Consider the following 16,989-nt stretch of genomic DNA (forward strand, 5'->3'; position numbering starts at 1 on the left):
ATCACACTAAACGATCACAAAACGATCAAGCGACTCCAACAAAAGGAGCCGGTTGAAATTGATAAAAGCAAAAAAATCGAAACCAAAAAAGTCTCGCATTTTACTCGCGTCCACTATCCAGTTCTCAAACCACCACAACACCACAAAACCAGCATCAACACTCAAAAAGCATCAACCTGAAATCCTGTGAGTCAAGGACCGCAACCCCAAAACAAGGGGGGTGGCAATCCGGGAACCCAAAAGCATGCCCAACAAACTCATATAAACGTTAACCACTGTTTTCCACACCAGTAACCACACTCAACCGAGCGTGCACAAAAACTCCGTAGAAAGGAGGTGATCCAGCCGCACCTTCCGGTACGGCTACCTTGTTACGACTTAGTCCCAATCACGAGCCTCACCTTAGACGGCTCCATCCCAAAAGGGTTAGGCCACCGGCTTCGGGTGCTGCCCACTTTCATGACTTGACGGGCGGTGTGTACAAGGCCCGGGAACGCATTCACCGCGACGTTGCTGATTCGCGATTACTAGCGACTCCGCCTTCACGTAGTCGAGTTGCAGACTACGATCCGAACTGAGACCGGTTTTAAGGGATCCGCTCCATGTCACCATGTCGCATCCCGTTGTACCGGCCATTGTAGCATGCGTGAAGCCCTGGACGTAAGGGGCATGATGATCTGACGTCATCCCCACCTTCCTCCGAGTTAACCCCGGCGGTCCCCCGTGAGTTCCCGGCATAACCCGCTGGCAACACAGGGCGAGGGTTGCGCTCGTTGCGGGACTTAACCCAACATCTCACGACACGAGCTGACGACGACCATGCACCACCTGTGAACCTGCCCCGAAGGGAAACCACATCTCTGCAGTCGACAGGCACATGTCAAGCCCAGGTAAGGTTCTTCGCGTTGCATCGAATTAATCCGCATGCTCCGCCGCTTGTGCGGGCCCCCGTCAATTTCTTTGAGTTTTAGCCTTGCGGCCGTACTCCCCAGGCGGGACGCTTAACGCGTTAGCTCCGACACGGAACCCGTGGAATGGGCCCCACATCCAGCGTCCACCGTTTACGGCGTGGACTACCAGGGTATCTAATCCTGTTCGCTCCCCACGCTTTCGCTTCTCAGCGTCAGTAACAGCCCAGAGACCTGCCTTCGCCATTGGTGTTCTTCCCGATATCTACACATTCCACCGTTACACCGGGAATTCCAGTCTCCCCTACTGCACTCTAGCCCGCCCGTACCCGGCGCAGACCCACCGTTAAGCGATGGGCTTTCACACCAGACGCGACGAACCGCCTACAAGCTCTTTACGCCCAATAATTCCGGATAACGCTTGCGCCCTACGTATTACCGCGGCTGCTGGCACGTAGTTAGCCGGCGCTTATTCGAAAGGTACACTCACCCAAAAGGCTTGCTCCCAATCAAAAGCGGTTTACAACCCGAAGGCCTTCATCCCGCACGCGGCGTCGCTGCGTCAGGGTTTCCCCCATTGCGCAATATTCCCCACTGCTGCCTCCCGTAGGAGTCTGGGCCGTATCTCAGTCCCAATGTGGCCGTCCGCCCTCTCAGGCCGGCTACCCGTCGAAGCCTAGGTGGGCCATTACCCCGCCTACAAGCTGATAGGACGCGACCCCATCCCATGCCACTAAACACTTTCCCAACAAGACATGCGTCAAGTTGGAGCATCCAGCATTACCACCCGTTTCCAAGAGCTATTCTGGAGCATGGGGCAGGTTGGTCACGCATTACTCACCCGTTCGCCACTCTCACCAGTCAGCAAGCTGACTAGATCCCGTTCGACTTGCATGTGTTAAGCACGCCGCCAGCGTTCATCCTGAGCCAGAATCGAACCCTCCACGAAAAACTTCAATGAAGAGCCAACAAAAGGCTCCAATATTAAAAAGAAAAAGACGAGACATTCTTTAAGGAAAGAACATCCCAACAAAAAACCTCACCACCATTTAACCATCTCTCAGGCACCCTGCAATCTGCAAGGCAGGCAATGAACTGGCAATAATTAACTAATAAGTAGTACAGACACGCTCTTGAGTTCTCAAACCACCACCACACCAGCCGGCCCATCAACCTCAACCGAGGAGAACCAGCCGCGCTGAGCAGCAAGAGATAAACTTACACCAACCCACGCTAAAACGCAAACCCACCAAAAACAAACACCCCAAAACCATTGAAAACAAGCCAAAACACCGGCGTGTCGAAAATCGCAAAAAAGCACCCAAAAACCAACACAAAACCAGGAACAATAATCAAAACCAACAAAAAATAATCAAAAATAGCCCCAAAAACCTCAAAATCGGGAGTGTCGCGCACCCACGCATTAAGAAAAACAGCAACAAAGACGCAATTAATACGGAATCAACGCGAAAAATACACAATAAAAGCAGAAAAAGATGAGATATACGATTAGATAACACAAAAAATATATGAGTGCGATATATGGAATACATACGAAATAAGAAATACCTATATAAATAGATACTTATTAAATAAACTTTTATAAAGAATACAAAGCACATAAAAACACAAAAAGCATAAAGCACATAAAGAAAATAAGAATAGGACATTAACAGACATTAATAAAAAGAAGGAGCAGAAGAATGAGCAACAAGCAATCGAACAGCAAACGCCATATTGTTGTACTAACCGGAGCAGGAATCTCCACAAGCGCTGGCATTCCTGATTTTCGCGGACCAGATGGCGTATGGACTAAGCACCCAGAACAAATGAGTGTTTACGACATAGACGCGTTTTTAAGCAGCGAAGAAGAACGCATTTACTCTTGGCGATGGCAAAAAGAGTCACCTGTTTGGAACGCTCAGCCAGGAACAGCACACAAGGCACTTGTAAAACTTGAGAAAGCTGGAATGCTAGATTTAATAGCCACCCAAAACTTTGACGCACTTCACGAAAAAGCTGGCAATAGCCCAGATATTATAGTGAATTTGCACGGAAGCATTGGAACCTCACACTGCATGAGCTGCCACGCGAGCTATAAAACTGCCGATATTATGCGCGACTTAGACGAGCATCCAGATCCGCATTGCAGACGCGCTCTTCCATACCGTAGCAATATGCCTTGCAACGGTTTAATCAAAACAGACGTTGTATATTTTGGCGAGGCACTTCCTGAGGGAGCAATGGAACGAAGCGCGCAAGCAATAGTTAAAGCGGACGAGCTATGGGTTATTGGTTCCACGCTAGAAGTATTTCCAGCTGCTTCTCTCGTACCGTTAGCCGCGCGTGCAGGAGTGCCTATTACGATAATGAACCTGGGCTCTACACAATACGACTATTTGGCAGAGCGTATTATTCGCGAAGATATTGCGAAAGCTCTGCCAAAATTAGTAGACGAAACTATTGCAAAGTGACTATTGCAAAGTAACGCTATTAAAACTATTGCAAAGTAACAGCTATACCTTCCCAAGGCGCAAGCGTACCGTTTTTAAGCGATGTAAGCGCGTGATTCACGTCGTAAGTTGTAACCATTACGTCACGCCCCACAAAAGCGTTAGAGGCGCGATTTTGCAATAATTGCGCGCTCTGCGTAGGTATAGGCACGGTTGAATCAGTCATATTAATCATTACGAGCATGCGTTCTGTAGATTCCGCAGAATTTGCAGCAGATTCCGCAGCAGTCTCTGCAGAGTCATCCTGCTTTTCGCAATCAGATTTAAGCTCGCGCACGAAAGCGTACACGCACTCGTCATCCGCATCGACCAAATTCCAAGAGCCAGCAGAAACAATCGGCTCCGAATGGCGCAAAGCAATTAAATACTTATAGAAAGCGTAAACGGAATCTGAATCTTCCATCTGCTCAGCTGCATTAATGTCTACGTAGTTAGGATTCACACTAATCCACGGCTCTGCGTTATTTTGCGACGTAACATTAAAAGGCATAAAACCCGCGTATTTAGAAGCATTCCACTGCATTGGAGTTCTAGAATTGTCGCGCCCGCGCTTTGCGAGCGCATCCATCATCGACTCAGCCGACTGAATATGCGCTTCTTCTACGCGCTGCTTAAACATATTCAACGCTTCCAAATCGCGATACTGCTCGAGACGCGTAAAGTGCGCGTTAGTCATGCCTATTTCCTCGCCTTGGTACACGTAAGGCGTGCCGCGGTGCATGTGAAGAAGCATGGCAATCGCCTTAGCAGAGCGCACGCGCATCTCCTCACTAGCCTCACTACCCCAGCGAGAAAGCGCACGCGGCTGATCGTGATTATTAAAGAACAAGCTCGCCCAACCAGCATCCGCTACCGCTTGCTGTTGCTCTGCCATCACGCGCTTTAATTCCGTAAGCTTTAGCGGCACAGGGTTCCACTTAGTTCCGTTTTCGCAATCGATATCCACGTGATTGAACAGGAATAACATGTCGAGTTCACTGTGAGTAGGGTCAGTAATATAAGTATTACGGTGCGGAGAAATTCCCGGAGCTTCACCAACAGTTAAGAAACCTTCGCGCCCTTCGAAAACTTCTGCACGCATCTCACGTAAGAATTCGTCTAAACGAGGACCATCCGAGCAGAACGGGAACGGCGAAGAATAGCCGTCAGCACCAGCTGGAAAATCTTCAATCTGGCAGCCAACTTCCCCAGGCAAACGACCTTCAGAATCAACATGCTTGGAAATTTGCGTAATCACATCCATGCGGAAGCCGTCAATTCCGCGATCCATCCACCAATTCATCATCTTGTACACGGCAGCGCGAACCGCAGGATTTTCCCAATTCAAATCTGGCTGCTTTGGAGAATACTGGTGAAGGAAGTATTCTCCGCGCCTCGGATCGTAAGTCCACGCGGAACCGCCGAAATACGAACCCCACTTATTCGGCTCCGCACCCGGCTCACCAGGCACACAACCTTCACGCGCAGGCCTCCACCAATACCAATCAGCGTAATCACTAGAAGCATCTCTTGAAGCCTGGAACCAAGCATGCTCGTCAGAAGTGTGATTTACTACTAAATCCATCACAACTTTAAGCCCACGCTTGTGCGCGCCAGCCAAAAGTTCGTCCATATCTTCCAAAGTGCCAAAAAGCGGATCAATATCTTGATAGTCAGAAATATCGTAACCGTTATCGTCTTGCGGAGACTTGTAAACAGGGCTGAGCCAAAGCACGTCAACACCTAAATCAGCCAAATAGTCAAGGCGCGAAGTGATTCCCTTCAAATCACCAATGCCGTCACCGTTCGTGTCTTGGAAGCTTCGCGGATAAATCTGATACACTACTGCATTCGCCCACCAAGGGTTTGGAGTAGCGCCGTTCGTGCGCACGGATTCTGGCAAGTTTGCTCTGTCAAAAGTAGTCATTTAATCCCCATTAATTTACATTGATAAGTATTTTTATTGCAGTTTTATTTATTACAAATAATTCTATTTACTTAATAATATTTATGATTTTAGACTCTAAATTTTATCAGCATATTAGATGTTACGCGCGGATCATAAAAAGCGGCCCGCAGTAAAAATTGCGAGCCGCTCCTCCTTCTCATTCATTGCAAGAGCTATAGGGATACTCTCTAAATTATTGCTGATTATGAAGCTTGAACGCGAGTTCTGCCAAATGAACTCCGTGCGTTAAGAATTCGTGAGTGCGGCAAACGTAATCATTTTCGCGACCGAGCTTTGCAATATATCCGTTGATGTAATCGACTTCAGTCTTTCGTCCGCGACTCATATCTTGGTACATAGAAGGATAGTGCAAAGGATTTGCAACACGACTTACGTAATCGATAGCCTCCAACTCCTGCTGACGCGTATTAACCATACGAATTCCTGCACGATCGCACACGTCGTACGCTTCGTTAATAAGCTGTCGAGCCATATCCATAGACCCAGGGTACGAAATAAACTGGCCCATTTGAATCTGATACATTGTGCACAAAGTGTTAACTACGGAATTGAAAACTACCTTCGCCATGCACGTACCCTTGAAATCTTCCGTAATAGTAGGATTCAAGCCTGCAGCTTTAAAATCGTCTCGCATAGCAAGCTCAACATCGCTCACCTGCTCGTTTAACGCACACATGTTCATGGTACCAACGCCAACTTTACCAATAAAATCAACGTCGCCCGGACCGTTCAAAACGGTTGCAATCATTGCAGTTCCACCATAAATATGGTCATCCGGGAAATATTGCTGCAACTTTTCGAAATGACCCCAACCATTCATAGCAGCAAACACAACCTGATGCTCTTTAAACAAATGCTTACAACGCTCCAACATTTCCGCAAGCTGCATTTGCTTCATAAACACGATCCACACGTCTGGATCGCCGTCATAATCTTCAGGCGTATACATATTAATCGGCACTAAATGACGGTTTTCGTGGTCACGGCTCACCATTACGCCGCCTTGCTCGCGAACTTTATTCACATTTTCATCCCAGGCATCAATGAAATCAACATGAATGCCAGCCGTTTCCTGCAACAAAACGCCATAGCGATATCCCATAGCTCCCGAACCGATCATTGCATATTTCATGCCACTCATAGTGACACCTCCTTTTAGATAAAAATGTGCTTAGGCGAAATTCGTGCATACATGGAAATTCGTCGAAGCGGCTGTGAATATAATAAAAAGCAGTAAGGCTGATTGTAGTGACTAAAATCAGCCAACTGCTTTTTGGTTTTTATAGCATATTACACAGTTTTAGAAGAATGTCAAAATTCTGTACATCGGCAAGGCGCGAACGTCAACTGAATATACTTACAATTTATGCATGCATCACCTACTTACAAGTGAAAAAATTGACGAATTTGAGCAACTGTACCGTAGGAAGCTTGTGTGCCAAATCCAGTAGCAGCATATGCAGCTACATAAGAAGCGAGTGACGCCGCATCAACCAACCGCATATCCACAGACAAACACGCAAGCACAGTACCCATAAAAGCATCGCCACAACCCGTAGTATCAACGGCATTGACATGCTGAGCCATAATTCGATGCACCGAATTATCAGCATAATCCAAAACCATAGACCCATGTGAGCCAAGTGTTACTATTGCCTCATTAAAGCCAAACTCATGCATTGCATGAAGCGTATGCTTCCAATCAAATGAATCCCAATCACCACTATCTGGTTCTGAAATATGCAATAGCTGTGCCATTTCATGCTCATTGACCAGTAAGATATCTGCAGATCGTATAAGATCTCGCGGTAATGTATCCAAAAAAGGCGAATTATTAAGCAAAACTTTTACGCCATGCTCATGTGCTAAGCGAGCGCACATCGTAACCGATTCTAATGGACTTTCCAAGCAAAGCCCTAATACTTTTGCATTAGTAATAGCAGCTTGTACAGATGACGACTGAATATAATCAATATCAACTTGCGAGTTAGATCCAGGCGCATAAACAATAGTATTTTCGCCACTTTGCGCATCCACTGTAATCACTGTTGCGCCACTGTTGCAATTGGGTACATGACGTACATACGTCGTATCAACACCAGATTCTCGCAAAGCACCAGTAAGAAAATCAGCATTAGCATCATTACCTACAGCACCGAACATACATACGTGCGCACCAAGCTTTGCAGCAGATACTGCCTGATTACCTGACTTACCTCCAGGCAGTATTCGTATTTCGTCACCTTTAATGGTCTCACCAGGCATAGGAAGACGATTAGCAACAATAGTATAATCCGCATTCATAGAACCAACTATCGCTACAGTAGGCATCTTCATATTTCGTAACGCAGGCAATGTCTCACGTTGCAAAGCCACGTTAACAGGCTGAATGACTTTAATCTTTTCTAAACTCTCCAACGAGTCAAGCATATGATAACTACACATAATTCTCCCTAAATATTGCGCAAAACAAAGCTTAGAATGGAACACCACAACGCAGCAACACGTTAGAATACGGAGTAGTCTCACCCGTTCGAATCACGAATTTAGCTTGCGAAACAAGAGACTTAAATCCTTGTTCGCCATCATGAGGCACATAAGTCAATGGCACACCAAGCAAATCCTTGACCCATGTTTCTGGAACATCATCACAAGCTTCTTCCGCCATAATACCAGACTCAAGAACAAGATCGTCCTTTATTGATGCAAGCACATCAGGAAATCGCGGTATTCCAAAAACCAAGGCTAAATCAATAACTTCTACGCCCGCTGGGACAGGCAAGCCACAGTCAGAAACAACAAATTGATCCTTATGCCTCAATTTTGCAATAGCAGCTGCTAATTGTGCGTTCAAAATACCATGAGTTAACATAATTCACCCCATATCGTGGCTCATGAAAGTGACATCAACAATGATCATCACCTTTATAATAAATGCGCCACCACGAACATATATGATAAAAATCTTATTAAGAAAACAATGGCGTTGAGAACGCTAAATCATACGGTATTAATAAATTTTACTGTTACAATTATTTTCACGAAAGCATCATGAATGCTCTCAGCGCCATATAAATTTTGCATTAGCTATATTAATCCATAAAACTACTCAACATAAACTTTAATGTTTATACACAGAATTACATAGTTTTATGCAAATATGTATTACTCAAAATCACCCACATTCTTTACTGTCACTGTTTTCACAGTAATTGGCTCAGTCTTTGGAACACTTTGCCCTTTAATAGCTTTTACAGCAGCAGCAACGGCAGAACGACCAAGTTCCTTTGGCTGCTGAGCAATTGTTCCAGCCATTGTGCCGGCTTTAATAGCTTTCATACCGTCAGCAGTGCCATCGAAACCTACTACTTTAATTTCTTTACCAGCTTTAGCTCCTAATGCTTGAATGGCACCTAATGCCATCTCGTCATTTTCGGCGTAAATGCCGGTTGCATTCGGGTGCGATTGCAACAAATTAGTAGCCACATTTAATGCTTCAGCACGGTCAAAGTTAGCAGTTTGTTCTGCTACAACTTTAATATTTGAATATTTTTTAATACGATCTTTGAATCCTTTGCCACGGTCGCGAGTAGAAGCCGCTCCAGGAATACCTTGCAAAACCAAAACTTCACCCTTTTCGCCCATACTATTAGCTAGCGTGTCAGCAGCCTGAGCACCACCAGCAACGTTATCGGAAGCAATATGCGAAGTAACTTTTTCACCAGTTACAGAACGGTCAACAGAAATCACAGGCAAGTTCGCGCTTAGCAACGGGGCAACTGCAGGACCAGCAGCATCAGAATCTACAGGGTTAATAATAACAGCTTTTGCACCTTGTGATTGAGCATTCTGCGCTTGATCCTGCTGCTTTGCAGAATCATTCTGAGCGTCGGAAACTTGCAAATCAACACCAAGTTTCTTTGCTTCAGCTTGGGCACCATCACGTAAATCCACAAAGAACGGATTATTCAAAGTAGAAACTAGCAATGCGACTTTATCGCCACCATTAGTACTACCACATGCACTCATGCTGACAATAAGTGCAGATGCTGCTGCAACCGCGCAAGCAATCTTTACGCCTCGACGCATAATTGGATAATTCATCATATCTCCTTTGATTATTGCCCTGTGCTACCGCAAGTTTTTAGTTCGATAAATCCACAATGTTGCAGTGACATAAGGCTGATGTTTCACCATCTCTTTACCTTATTGTTACGTAGTTTTGAGTTATAAAGTTCAGTTATAATATTCCAAATCGTTTCAATTCTTGCTGAAAATATTGATTACTCGCCACTTACGAATCAACATTTGCAAGATTCACCTCCTTCCTACGAGAAGATCAAGTTTATAAAAAGTATTAATTTGCTGTCAGTGCGTATCTTCCTTGCGGCGCAAAGTGTCAAGGCTCACAGCAAAGGCAATAACCAAACCAATAACTACTTGCTGCCAGAAGGAGGAAACATTCAAAATATTCAAGCCATTACGAATTACAGCCAGCAAAATTGCTCCTACGAAAGTGCCAGAAATCTTACCTTTACCGCCTGAAAGCGAAGCACCACCGATAACAACAGAAGCAATAGCATCCATTTCATAGCCAGTGGCGGCCTGAGGCTGAGCGGAATGTAAACGACCGGCAATAACTAAACCAGCGATGGCAGCGAAAATACCGGAAAAAATAAACACCATAATTTGTGTTTTATGAATATTGATACCAGAAAGGCGAGAGGCCTCCATATTTCCACCAACAGCATACATAGAACGACCAGTAGTGGTGAAGTTCAGTATTACTGCAGCAATAACACCCATGATAATCATCATCACGATTGGCATTGGAATACCTAATATGTTGGCACCAAAGAAATTCACCATGCCAGAGGTAGAAATAGGACGACCGTCTGAAACAACAAGGGTAAGTCCACGCGCAACAGACATCATTGCCAATGTAGCAATAAACGATGGTAACTTAAGAAAAGCGTTCGCAACACCTGAAATAAGACCAAAAAGCGCACCGGTTACTATACCTACAACAACAGTTAACACTGGCGGCAACCCCATAGAAACGCCTGTATACGCAACCAACATGCTAGAAATTGCAGCCACCGCACCTACTGACAAATCAATACCAGCGGACACGATGACAAAGGTTTGACCGAATGCCAAAATAGCAACTGTCGCAGCTTGAATACCCACATTGAGAATATTCACACTTGTCAAAAATGCTGGCGTGGCGCACGAAAGCGCAGCACACAAGATAATCAAGCCAATAAGAGCGCCATTACGTGACGCAAACTTTTTCGCTGCAGGCAAAAATCCTTTATCAACTGCACCGTATCCCAAATGCTCAGATTTTGCACTACTCGTAGCAGCCATAATTTATACTCCTTTAACAAATTTTGCTATAACTCACTGCACTGCTGTGTGCAATAAATTGTTGTATGCAAGTTTTACGTTTGATTGGTAACTTTAATTTTTAAGATTTCAATATGGCTCATGTATCAGTTTCATATTGAAAGCAGTAAGGTTTTACTCATTCCTGTATGCTCAAATACCAGATGTATTAAGGTGAGTCACTGCAAGCTCCATCACACTTTCCTGCGTAGCCTCGCTTGCAGCTAATTCACCGCTGATTCTGCCGTTCGACATCACCAATACGCGATCTGACATGCCAAGCACTTCAGGCAAATCTGAGGATGCCATCAGCACAGCACCTCCATTTTCTACGATACTGTTAATCAACTCGTAAATTTCTACACGAGCACCAACATCAACACCACGAGTAGGCTCATCCAGCAATAGCACTTTCACGTTCGCCATAGACCATTTGCCGAACACGATTTTTTGTTGATTACCGCCAGATAGCGAACCAGCGGGTTGATCAATGTTTGCCATACGAATACGCAATTTTTTTGCAGTTTCTTCTTCGCGAGTACGCTGCCCTTTCAAATCCGCAAATCCTGCATGTGCTGTAGGAACTAATGTAGAAATTCCCAAATTTTCTGCAACAGATGCTTCAAGAATCAACCCTTGTACTCGACGATCTTCTGGGACTAAACCAAGACCAGCTGCGATGCTTCCTGCAATATTCGCTTTCGCAATAGATTTACCATCAACAGTTATTGAACCTGAATCATAACTATCTGCACCAAATATTGCACGAAGAACTTCGGTACGACCAGCACCTACCAAACCTGCAAGACCCACAACTTCGCCAGCATGAACGCTGAAGGATACATTTTCTAACGTACCTTTTCGCGTTAAGCCTTCTACTTTTAGCAGCTCTTTGCCTTGACTACGTTTGCCATGAGGGAATTGATTTGTAATATCACGACCTACCATGAGTTTTACAAGTTCCTTCTCAGGAACTTGCGCATCAACAGTATCGACGTATTTGCCATCGCGAAGTACAGTTACAACATCACCAATACGCGCAATTTCATCTAAATGATGAGAAATAAACACCATTCCAACATTTTTGGATTTTAAATCTTCCATAATGTTAAATAACTGTTCACATTCTGGTTTTGTTAGAGCAGCTGTTGGTTCATCAAGAATAAGGATAGATGCATGTTGCATAAGTGCTTTGGCTATTTCTACCATTTGTTGACGAGCTACACCAAGTTGTCCCATTGGCTTATTGACATCTTCATCTAAACCGATAACTTGCAATGTAGATTCCGCACGAGCACGCATCGTCGCCCGACTAACAAAACCAGCTTTCGTAGGAAGCATACCAAGGAACAAATTTTCCATAATAGAAAGTTCTGGCACCAAATTTAACTCTTGGTGAATCACAGCAATGCCCAATTTGCGAGCAGTATCCACATTAGGAATTCGCACTGTTTCACCATTGATCTCAATATGACCTTTATCTGGCTGATAAATGCCACTCATCATCTTAATAACTGTTGACTTGCCCGCACCATTTTCACCAAGGAGAACATGCACTTCACCTGGTTTTACTGTTACAGACACATTGTCAACTACCGTAGAATTACCGAATATTTTCGATACTCCTACTAGCGATAGTTCCGTCATGTCCTACCTCTTTCTTCGCTACAGCACCACTGCTGCCACGAAAATGCAATAAATTACGCTACATTACGCTTGTACTTTGGATGAGAATTATGCCGCAATGTGCATGCAAAAACGTAACAACAACGGTACGCTCAGGCGATTGCTGCACACGCTTACAAAGTCACGGTACAAAAATCAATAACAATAGTGTCAAGCTATAGAATAACAGCCTTACAGCTACGCATTTCCTAACGATTCACGCGGAATATACATAGTTTCTACTCGCTGCGATTGAACATCAACATTATGTTCTAACATATCCAAAAAAAGTGCAGCACTAGTACGACCAATGCGCTGAACTTGTTGCGAAATAGTAGAAATACGCGGCGTTGCTAAGCGGAATATTTCAACATCATCAAACGAGATAAGTGAAATATCACTGCCTATCACTAATCCTTCACGAGCCATTACATCCATCACTCGCAGCGCATCTGGCGAATAGCCGATAATAAGCGCTTTTACACCAACGCTAATCATGCGATGCAACACGCTAGCACATGAGGATTGTTCAAATCCCGTAGATTCTACAAATACATGTTCTTCGCCAAATATCTCCGAAGCCACTGTACGAAATACTTGTTCACGTTCTTGCAGTGACGGTGAAGCGATAATTGGACCCGACACGTAGCCAACTGAGCAAAAACCATGTTGTTTAACATCCAATAATGCGTCACGAATACCTTGCTCTGGATCCGAATCCACAACTGGCACATGCGTCAAATCGCCAGTCCGAGGTTCCACATGTCGATCCATAAACATAAGTGGAAGATGCTGCTCCATCAACATTCTCATAGCATCAGTTTCCTCACCTTGAGGCACAATAATCGCACCATCAATGCGTTGAGAAAGAATACTTGTAATAAATGAATCTTGACGAGCCGCACTCTCAGAAGATGTTCCAATAAACGCACAATAGCCGGCATCAAACAACGAGTCTTGCACAGTATACGCAAGCTCAGCAAAATACGCATTGCGTATATCTGGCACAAGTAACCCCACTGTCTTAGTACGAGATGACCGCATCGCCTGAGCGCGAGAATCTGGTATATAACCTAGTTCCGCAACTGCACGCTCAACTTTCGCCTTAGTGTTTGCCGATATACGACCCGTATTATTCAATGCGCGAGAAACAGTTGATACTGATATACCAGCACGTTGCGCAACATCGCGAATCGTAATGTACGACATGACACCTCCAGCTCATCTCTTATGCTCAACCAGTGTTAACAATTTTGCACTGTTATCGATATGTTTTGATTTTAGCTTGTACTCCATGTTTTATACTACGTTTTTCCATATACTCCTCTCGTCGGAGAAAAACAGCACTATGCAACCATGCATAAGAGCCTCTGTGCAATCTTATTCTCAACGAGCAGCTTCATCAGCGCTGAATAGAATCCGCAAATTGAGATAACGTTCCCACAATTGTCGGTTTCTTCAACTTACCTCATGCGGTAACGTTACCGCAACTATAACATTTTGTCAGAATGAACACAAGGGGAACACGCTAAAAATTACTTTTCATGCACTGCGCTATCTTGAATTAAATGCAACATTAAAAAATAATGCAACACTTATCTAACGTTGATGCGCAAAAAAGTTTCGCAAGAGCCTAGCACACTCAGATTCGCATACTGAACCAATGACTTCCGGGCGTGAGCCAACATGAGGATCTCGTAAAATATCCCACACAGACCCACACGCACCAAGTTTGGCATCCCACGCCCCGAAAATCACGCGTTTAAGACGCGTTTGCAGCACAGCCCCAGCACACATAGGGCAAGGTTCAAGAGTTACTACCAGAGTACAGTCAGATAGATTCCAAGATTTACGCGAGATAGCAGCATCTTTCATAGCAAGCACTTCAGCATGAGCCAAAGGATCAGCACTCTGTTCCCGCATATTTGCGCCTTTGCCAATAATATTACCGCCACCATCAAGCACAACTGCTCCAACTGGAACTTCGCCTGCAGAAGCAGACTCTCGAGCCAAATTCAAGGCTTGATTCATTGCAAATACTATCTCATCGCGCATATTCGTGAAATCACTTTACAGATTAATTTACAGATTAAGAAAAAACAAAATCGAATAAATTTACATAAATCTAAGTAAATTTACATAAGCCCAGAAGAAATATCGTGAGTTACGAACCACTTGCGAATATCGCCAATTTCGTTCATATCAACAGCGTGATCCAACCCGCGATAACGACGTTCTTCAAGCCAAGTGTGCTCCTCAAGCCACGCTGCAGCAGCCGAGAATTCGTAAGGAGGAATCACGCCATCCTCTAATCCGTAGCCGAAAAATACAGGAGTATTACGCTCAGCTAAATCGTCATCTTTTAAAGCAATTTCAGATGCAGAAGCAGGAACATTAGGAGCTATGAATCCGGAAAGCGAAACGGCTGCACGGTAACGCGCAGGATTCAAACGCAAAACATGCACTGCGAGCGCAGCTCCTTGCGAAAAACCAAATGGCACAATGTCGCGATTTGCTGGAATATTTTCACGCACCCACTCGTCGATTGAGACAGCAGCAGCATACATGTCGTAATCTAAATCTTCTCGCTGCGGCACAGCATCGTGGAACCAACTGTAAGCACCTTCTGCCAGCTTAAGCGGAGCGCGTAAAGCAATTGCATCATTATATGGTGCCACTACTCGCAACAAATCCAATAAATCTTCCTCATTAGAGCCCCAACCGTGAAGAAGCAGAAGCAGCGGATGCGTTGGATGAGCTGAAGCATCCCCTTGCGAATACTGTGCATTTGTAACTTTTAAAGGCTCACCAAAACGGCCCGGCACAACGTGAGATTCGCGACCAATATGTGGATCGTAAGAATTGTCACCTACATTATTGATATTTAGTTCATCGTTAGCGTTCATTACATCACCGTCGCTTGTAATAAATAGAAGTTTGTACAATACTCGAGAAGTTTGTACAACATTCGCACTTTTTGCACTGCAGTTGCAATATAGTTGCTTTATATTTGCACTATACTTGCACAAAAGGCCAGAATCGTAAGAGGCAAAACCCTTGCAATTCCAGCCTTTTTGACGAGTGCGAACGGCGGGACTTGAACCCGCACGAGCATACGCTCACTGCCACCTGAAGACAGCGCGTCTACCATTCCGCCACGTTCGCATACAAAGTGCAAGGCTATCATATTTAACATAAATTCGCAATATTTAGCCTAGCATTTTGCGCTCAAAACTACTCTCAGCCTTTTGCACCTTTTTCGTAATAATGAGCAAGAGTTTCATCGCGAAACTCTTCAAAATATCCGCCGTCAATAGAAGCTCGAATATCGTCGAGCAGCTTCACAAAGAAACGCTCGTTGTGAATAGTTGCAAGCGTAAATCCGTTCATTTCACTAGCGCGCAGCAAATGATCCACATACATTCTGGAATAATGCGTACAAGTGTAGCAATCGCAGCCTTCTTCAAGCGGACGCTGATCATGCTTAAACTCAGCACGTTTTACGTTGTAGCGACCATGTCGAGTAAAAATTGCGCCGTTCCTTCCGCAACGAGCAGGAGCAACACAGTCGAAAGTATCTCCACCATTTTCAACACACGCAAAAATATCGTCAACTGCGGCAATACCAAGCACGTGACGAGGTCGATTTTCCGGCATAGCATCGCAAATCCATGCGCAAGTATCACCAATAATCCGCTTCTCAATAGCGCCGCCGATTCCAACTCCATCAAAATCTAAAGAAGCAATTTCTTCAGCTGCATGCCTACGCAAATCCTCATAATTCGCGCCCTGCACAACGCCGTATAACGCTTGATAAGGCTTGCCAACGCGCTCCTGCGTTAAACGCTGATGTTCAGCAACACAACGCTTAGCCCAGCGGAACGTACGCTCCACCGATTCCTCCTGGTAGCGACGCGTATTCATCAAAGTAGTAAGCTCATCGAAAGCAAACATAATATCCGCACCCAGCTTATGCTGGATTCCCATAGAAATTTCAGCACTAAAACGGTGCTTGGCTCCGTTAAGAGGAGACTTAAAAGTTACGCCATCCTCGTCAACAAAAGCCATGCGCTCCTTACCAGCTGCAATAACATCATCCGACTTCATGCCGGTAACGTCCATTGCAAGAGTCTTCTTAAAACCAGCACCTAAAGAAAGAACCTGAAAACCGCCAGAATCCGTAAAGGTTGGCTTATCCCAGTTCATAAACTTTCCCAATCCGCCAACTTCGTCAAGAACATCCGCGCCAGGACGTTCGTACAAATGAAAAGCATTTGAAAGCATGCACTGAGCACCCAAATCCTTAATGCTTTCTGGCAACACTGCCTTCATTGCAGCTTGCGTTGCAACAGGTACAAATGCTGGGGTCTGGATATCCCCATGAGGCGTGTGAATTACGCCGGTGCGCCCATAGCGAGCGCCGTCACGACCTTTACCTTCAGCAGTATTGGAAAGTCGCGTTTTAGTTGTAAACGAAAATTCTTTGCGGTCACCAGGTTTCCCCGGCTCAGCTCCGCGTGGATGTTCAAGAAGACTTGTCATAGCATTTACTTTATTAGAAGGCATG

The 16,989-nt window shown here is 44.9% G+C and carries 13 protein-coding genes, 1 tRNA gene and 1 rRNA gene; 1 reads left to right on the top strand and 14 read right to left on the bottom strand.

All coding sequences use genetic code 11. From position 1 onward, the window contains the following. Positions 1 to 329: 329 nt before the first annotated feature. Together DOD25_RS05145 and DOD25_RS06490 are read right to left on the bottom strand one after the other, a co-directional pair. A 16S ribosomal RNA gene (locus DOD25_RS05145) occupies positions 330 to 1,857 on the bottom strand. A 192-nt stretch (positions 1,858 to 2,049) separates the two neighbouring features. Then, entirely contained in the window at positions 2,050 to 2,196 is a 147-nt protein-coding gene (locus DOD25_RS06490) for a hypothetical protein (RefSeq protein WP_162720529.1), read from the bottom strand. 415 nt (positions 2,197 to 2,611) lie between these two features. Here DOD25_RS06490 and DOD25_RS05160 point away from each other — a divergent pair, with 415 nt between their 5' ends. After that, the gene (locus tag DOD25_RS05160) at positions 2,612 to 3,382 is read left to right on the top strand and encodes an SIR2 family NAD-dependent protein deacylase (protein ID WP_064340713.1); all 771 of its coding nucleotides are present in this window, start codon (positions 2,612 to 2,614) and stop codon (positions 3,380 to 3,382) included. A 25-nt stretch (positions 3,383 to 3,407) separates the two neighbouring features. Here DOD25_RS05160 and DOD25_RS05165 read toward each other — a convergent pair whose 3' ends face one another. From DOD25_RS05165 to tgt, 12 genes are all read right to left on the bottom strand, one after another. Continuing rightward, complete coding sequence (locus DOD25_RS05165; protein WP_064340712.1) at positions 3,408 to 5,327, bottom strand: alpha-glucosidase; 1,920 nt, start codon at positions 5,325 to 5,327, stop codon at positions 3,408 to 3,410. A gap of 214 nt (positions 5,328 to 5,541) precedes the next feature. After that, positions 5,542 to 6,510 carry a ketopantoate reductase family protein gene (locus tag DOD25_RS05170; protein ID WP_004106195.1) on the bottom strand — a complete coding sequence of 323 codons (969 nt, stop codon included), beginning with the start codon at positions 6,508 to 6,510 and terminating at the stop codon, positions 5,542 to 5,544. A gap of 242 nt (positions 6,511 to 6,752) precedes the next feature. Beyond that, positions 6,753 to 7,799: a ribokinase gene (locus DOD25_RS05175; protein WP_064340600.1), complete on the bottom strand. Its 1,047-nt coding sequence runs from the start codon at positions 7,797 to 7,799 to the stop codon at positions 6,753 to 6,755. Between the two features lie 46 nt (positions 7,800 to 7,845). Next, on the bottom strand, positions 7,846 to 8,241 hold the full coding sequence (gene rbsD, locus DOD25_RS05180) for a D-ribose pyranase (protein ID WP_004106191.1): 396 nt from the start codon (positions 8,239 to 8,241) through the stop codon (positions 7,846 to 7,848). Positions 8,242 to 8,534: 293 nt separating this feature from the next. Beyond that, the gene (locus DOD25_RS05185) at positions 8,535 to 9,473 is read right to left on the bottom strand and encodes a D-ribose ABC transporter substrate-binding protein (RefSeq protein WP_004119817.1); all 939 of its coding nucleotides are present in this window, start codon (positions 9,471 to 9,473) and stop codon (positions 8,535 to 8,537) included. 264 nt (positions 9,474 to 9,737) lie between these two features. Further along, on the bottom strand, positions 9,738 to 10,739 hold the full coding sequence (locus tag DOD25_RS05190; protein WP_004106187.1) for an ABC transporter permease: 1,002 nt from the start codon (positions 10,737 to 10,739) through the stop codon (positions 9,738 to 9,740). 171 nt (positions 10,740 to 10,910) lie between these two features. Beyond that, entirely contained in the window at positions 10,911 to 12,404 is a 1,494-nt protein-coding gene (locus tag DOD25_RS05195; protein WP_112928820.1) for a sugar ABC transporter ATP-binding protein, read from the bottom strand. A 216-nt stretch (positions 12,405 to 12,620) separates the two neighbouring features. Beyond that, positions 12,621 to 13,631, bottom strand: a complete 1,011-nt coding sequence (locus tag DOD25_RS05200; protein WP_004106183.1) for a LacI family DNA-binding transcriptional regulator — start codon at positions 13,629 to 13,631, stop codon at positions 12,621 to 12,623. A gap of 390 nt (positions 13,632 to 14,021) precedes the next feature. Continuing rightward, entirely contained in the window at positions 14,022 to 14,477 is a 456-nt protein-coding gene (locus DOD25_RS05205) for a nucleoside deaminase (protein ID WP_112928821.1), read from the bottom strand. Positions 14,478 to 14,557: 80 nt separating this feature from the next. Next, positions 14,558 to 15,328 carry an alpha/beta hydrolase gene (locus tag DOD25_RS05210; RefSeq protein WP_112928822.1) on the bottom strand — a complete coding sequence of 257 codons (771 nt, stop codon included), beginning with the start codon at positions 15,326 to 15,328 and terminating at the stop codon, positions 14,558 to 14,560. A 176-nt stretch (positions 15,329 to 15,504) separates the two neighbouring features. Further along, positions 15,505 to 15,587, bottom strand: a tRNA-Leu gene (locus DOD25_RS05215). Positions 15,588 to 15,662: 75 nt separating this feature from the next. Beyond that, positions 15,663 to 16,988: a tRNA guanosine(34) transglycosylase Tgt gene (tgt, locus tag DOD25_RS05220; protein WP_196776766.1), complete on the bottom strand. Its 1,326-nt coding sequence runs from the start codon at positions 16,986 to 16,988 to the stop codon at positions 15,663 to 15,665. Position 16,989 lies beyond the last annotated feature (1 nt).

The sequence above is a fragment of the Gardnerella leopoldii genome (assembly GCF_003293675.1).
GTDB lineage: Bacteria > Actinomycetota > Actinomycetes > Actinomycetales > Bifidobacteriaceae > Bifidobacterium > Bifidobacterium leopoldii.

Coding starts and splice junctions, on each gene's coding strand:
- DOD25_RS05160 (WP_064340713.1), top strand. CDS start 2,612: ATGAGCAACAAGCAATCGAACAGCAAACGCCATATTGTTGTACTAACC.
- DOD25_RS05165 (WP_064340712.1), bottom strand. CDS start 5,327: ATGACTACTTTTGACAGAGCAAACTTGCCAGAATCCGTGCGCACGAAC.
- DOD25_RS05170 (WP_004106195.1), bottom strand. CDS start 6,510: ATGAGTGGCATGAAATATGCAATGATCGGTTCGGGAGCTATGGGATAT.
- DOD25_RS05175 (WP_064340600.1), bottom strand. CDS start 7,799: ATGCTTGACTCGTTGGAGAGTTTAGAAAAGATTAAAGTCATTCAGCCT.
- rbsD (WP_004106191.1), bottom strand. CDS start 8,241: ATGTTAACTCATGGTATTTTGAACGCACAATTAGCAGCTGCTATTGCA.
- DOD25_RS05185 (WP_004119817.1), bottom strand. CDS start 9,473: ATGAATTATCCAATTATGCGTCGAGGCGTAAAGATTGCTTGCGCGGTT.
- DOD25_RS05190 (WP_004106187.1), bottom strand. CDS start 10,739: ATGGCTGCTACGAGTAGTGCAAAATCTGAGCATTTGGGATACGGTGCA.
- DOD25_RS05195 (WP_112928820.1), bottom strand. CDS start 12,404: ATGACGGAACTATCGCTAGTAGGAGTATCGAAAATATTCGGTAATTCT.
- DOD25_RS05200 (WP_004106183.1), bottom strand. CDS start 13,631: ATGTCGTACATTACGATTCGCGATGTTGCGCAACGTGCTGGTATATCA.
- DOD25_RS05205 (WP_112928821.1), bottom strand. CDS start 14,477: ATGCGCGATGAGATAGTATTTGCAATGAATCAAGCCTTGAATTTGGCT.
- DOD25_RS05210 (WP_112928822.1), bottom strand. CDS start 15,328: ATGAACGCTAACGATGAACTAAATATCAATAATGTAGGTGACAATTCT.
- tgt (WP_196776766.1), bottom strand. CDS start 16,988: ATGCCTTCTAATAAAGTAAATGCTATGACAAGTCTTCTTGAACATCCA.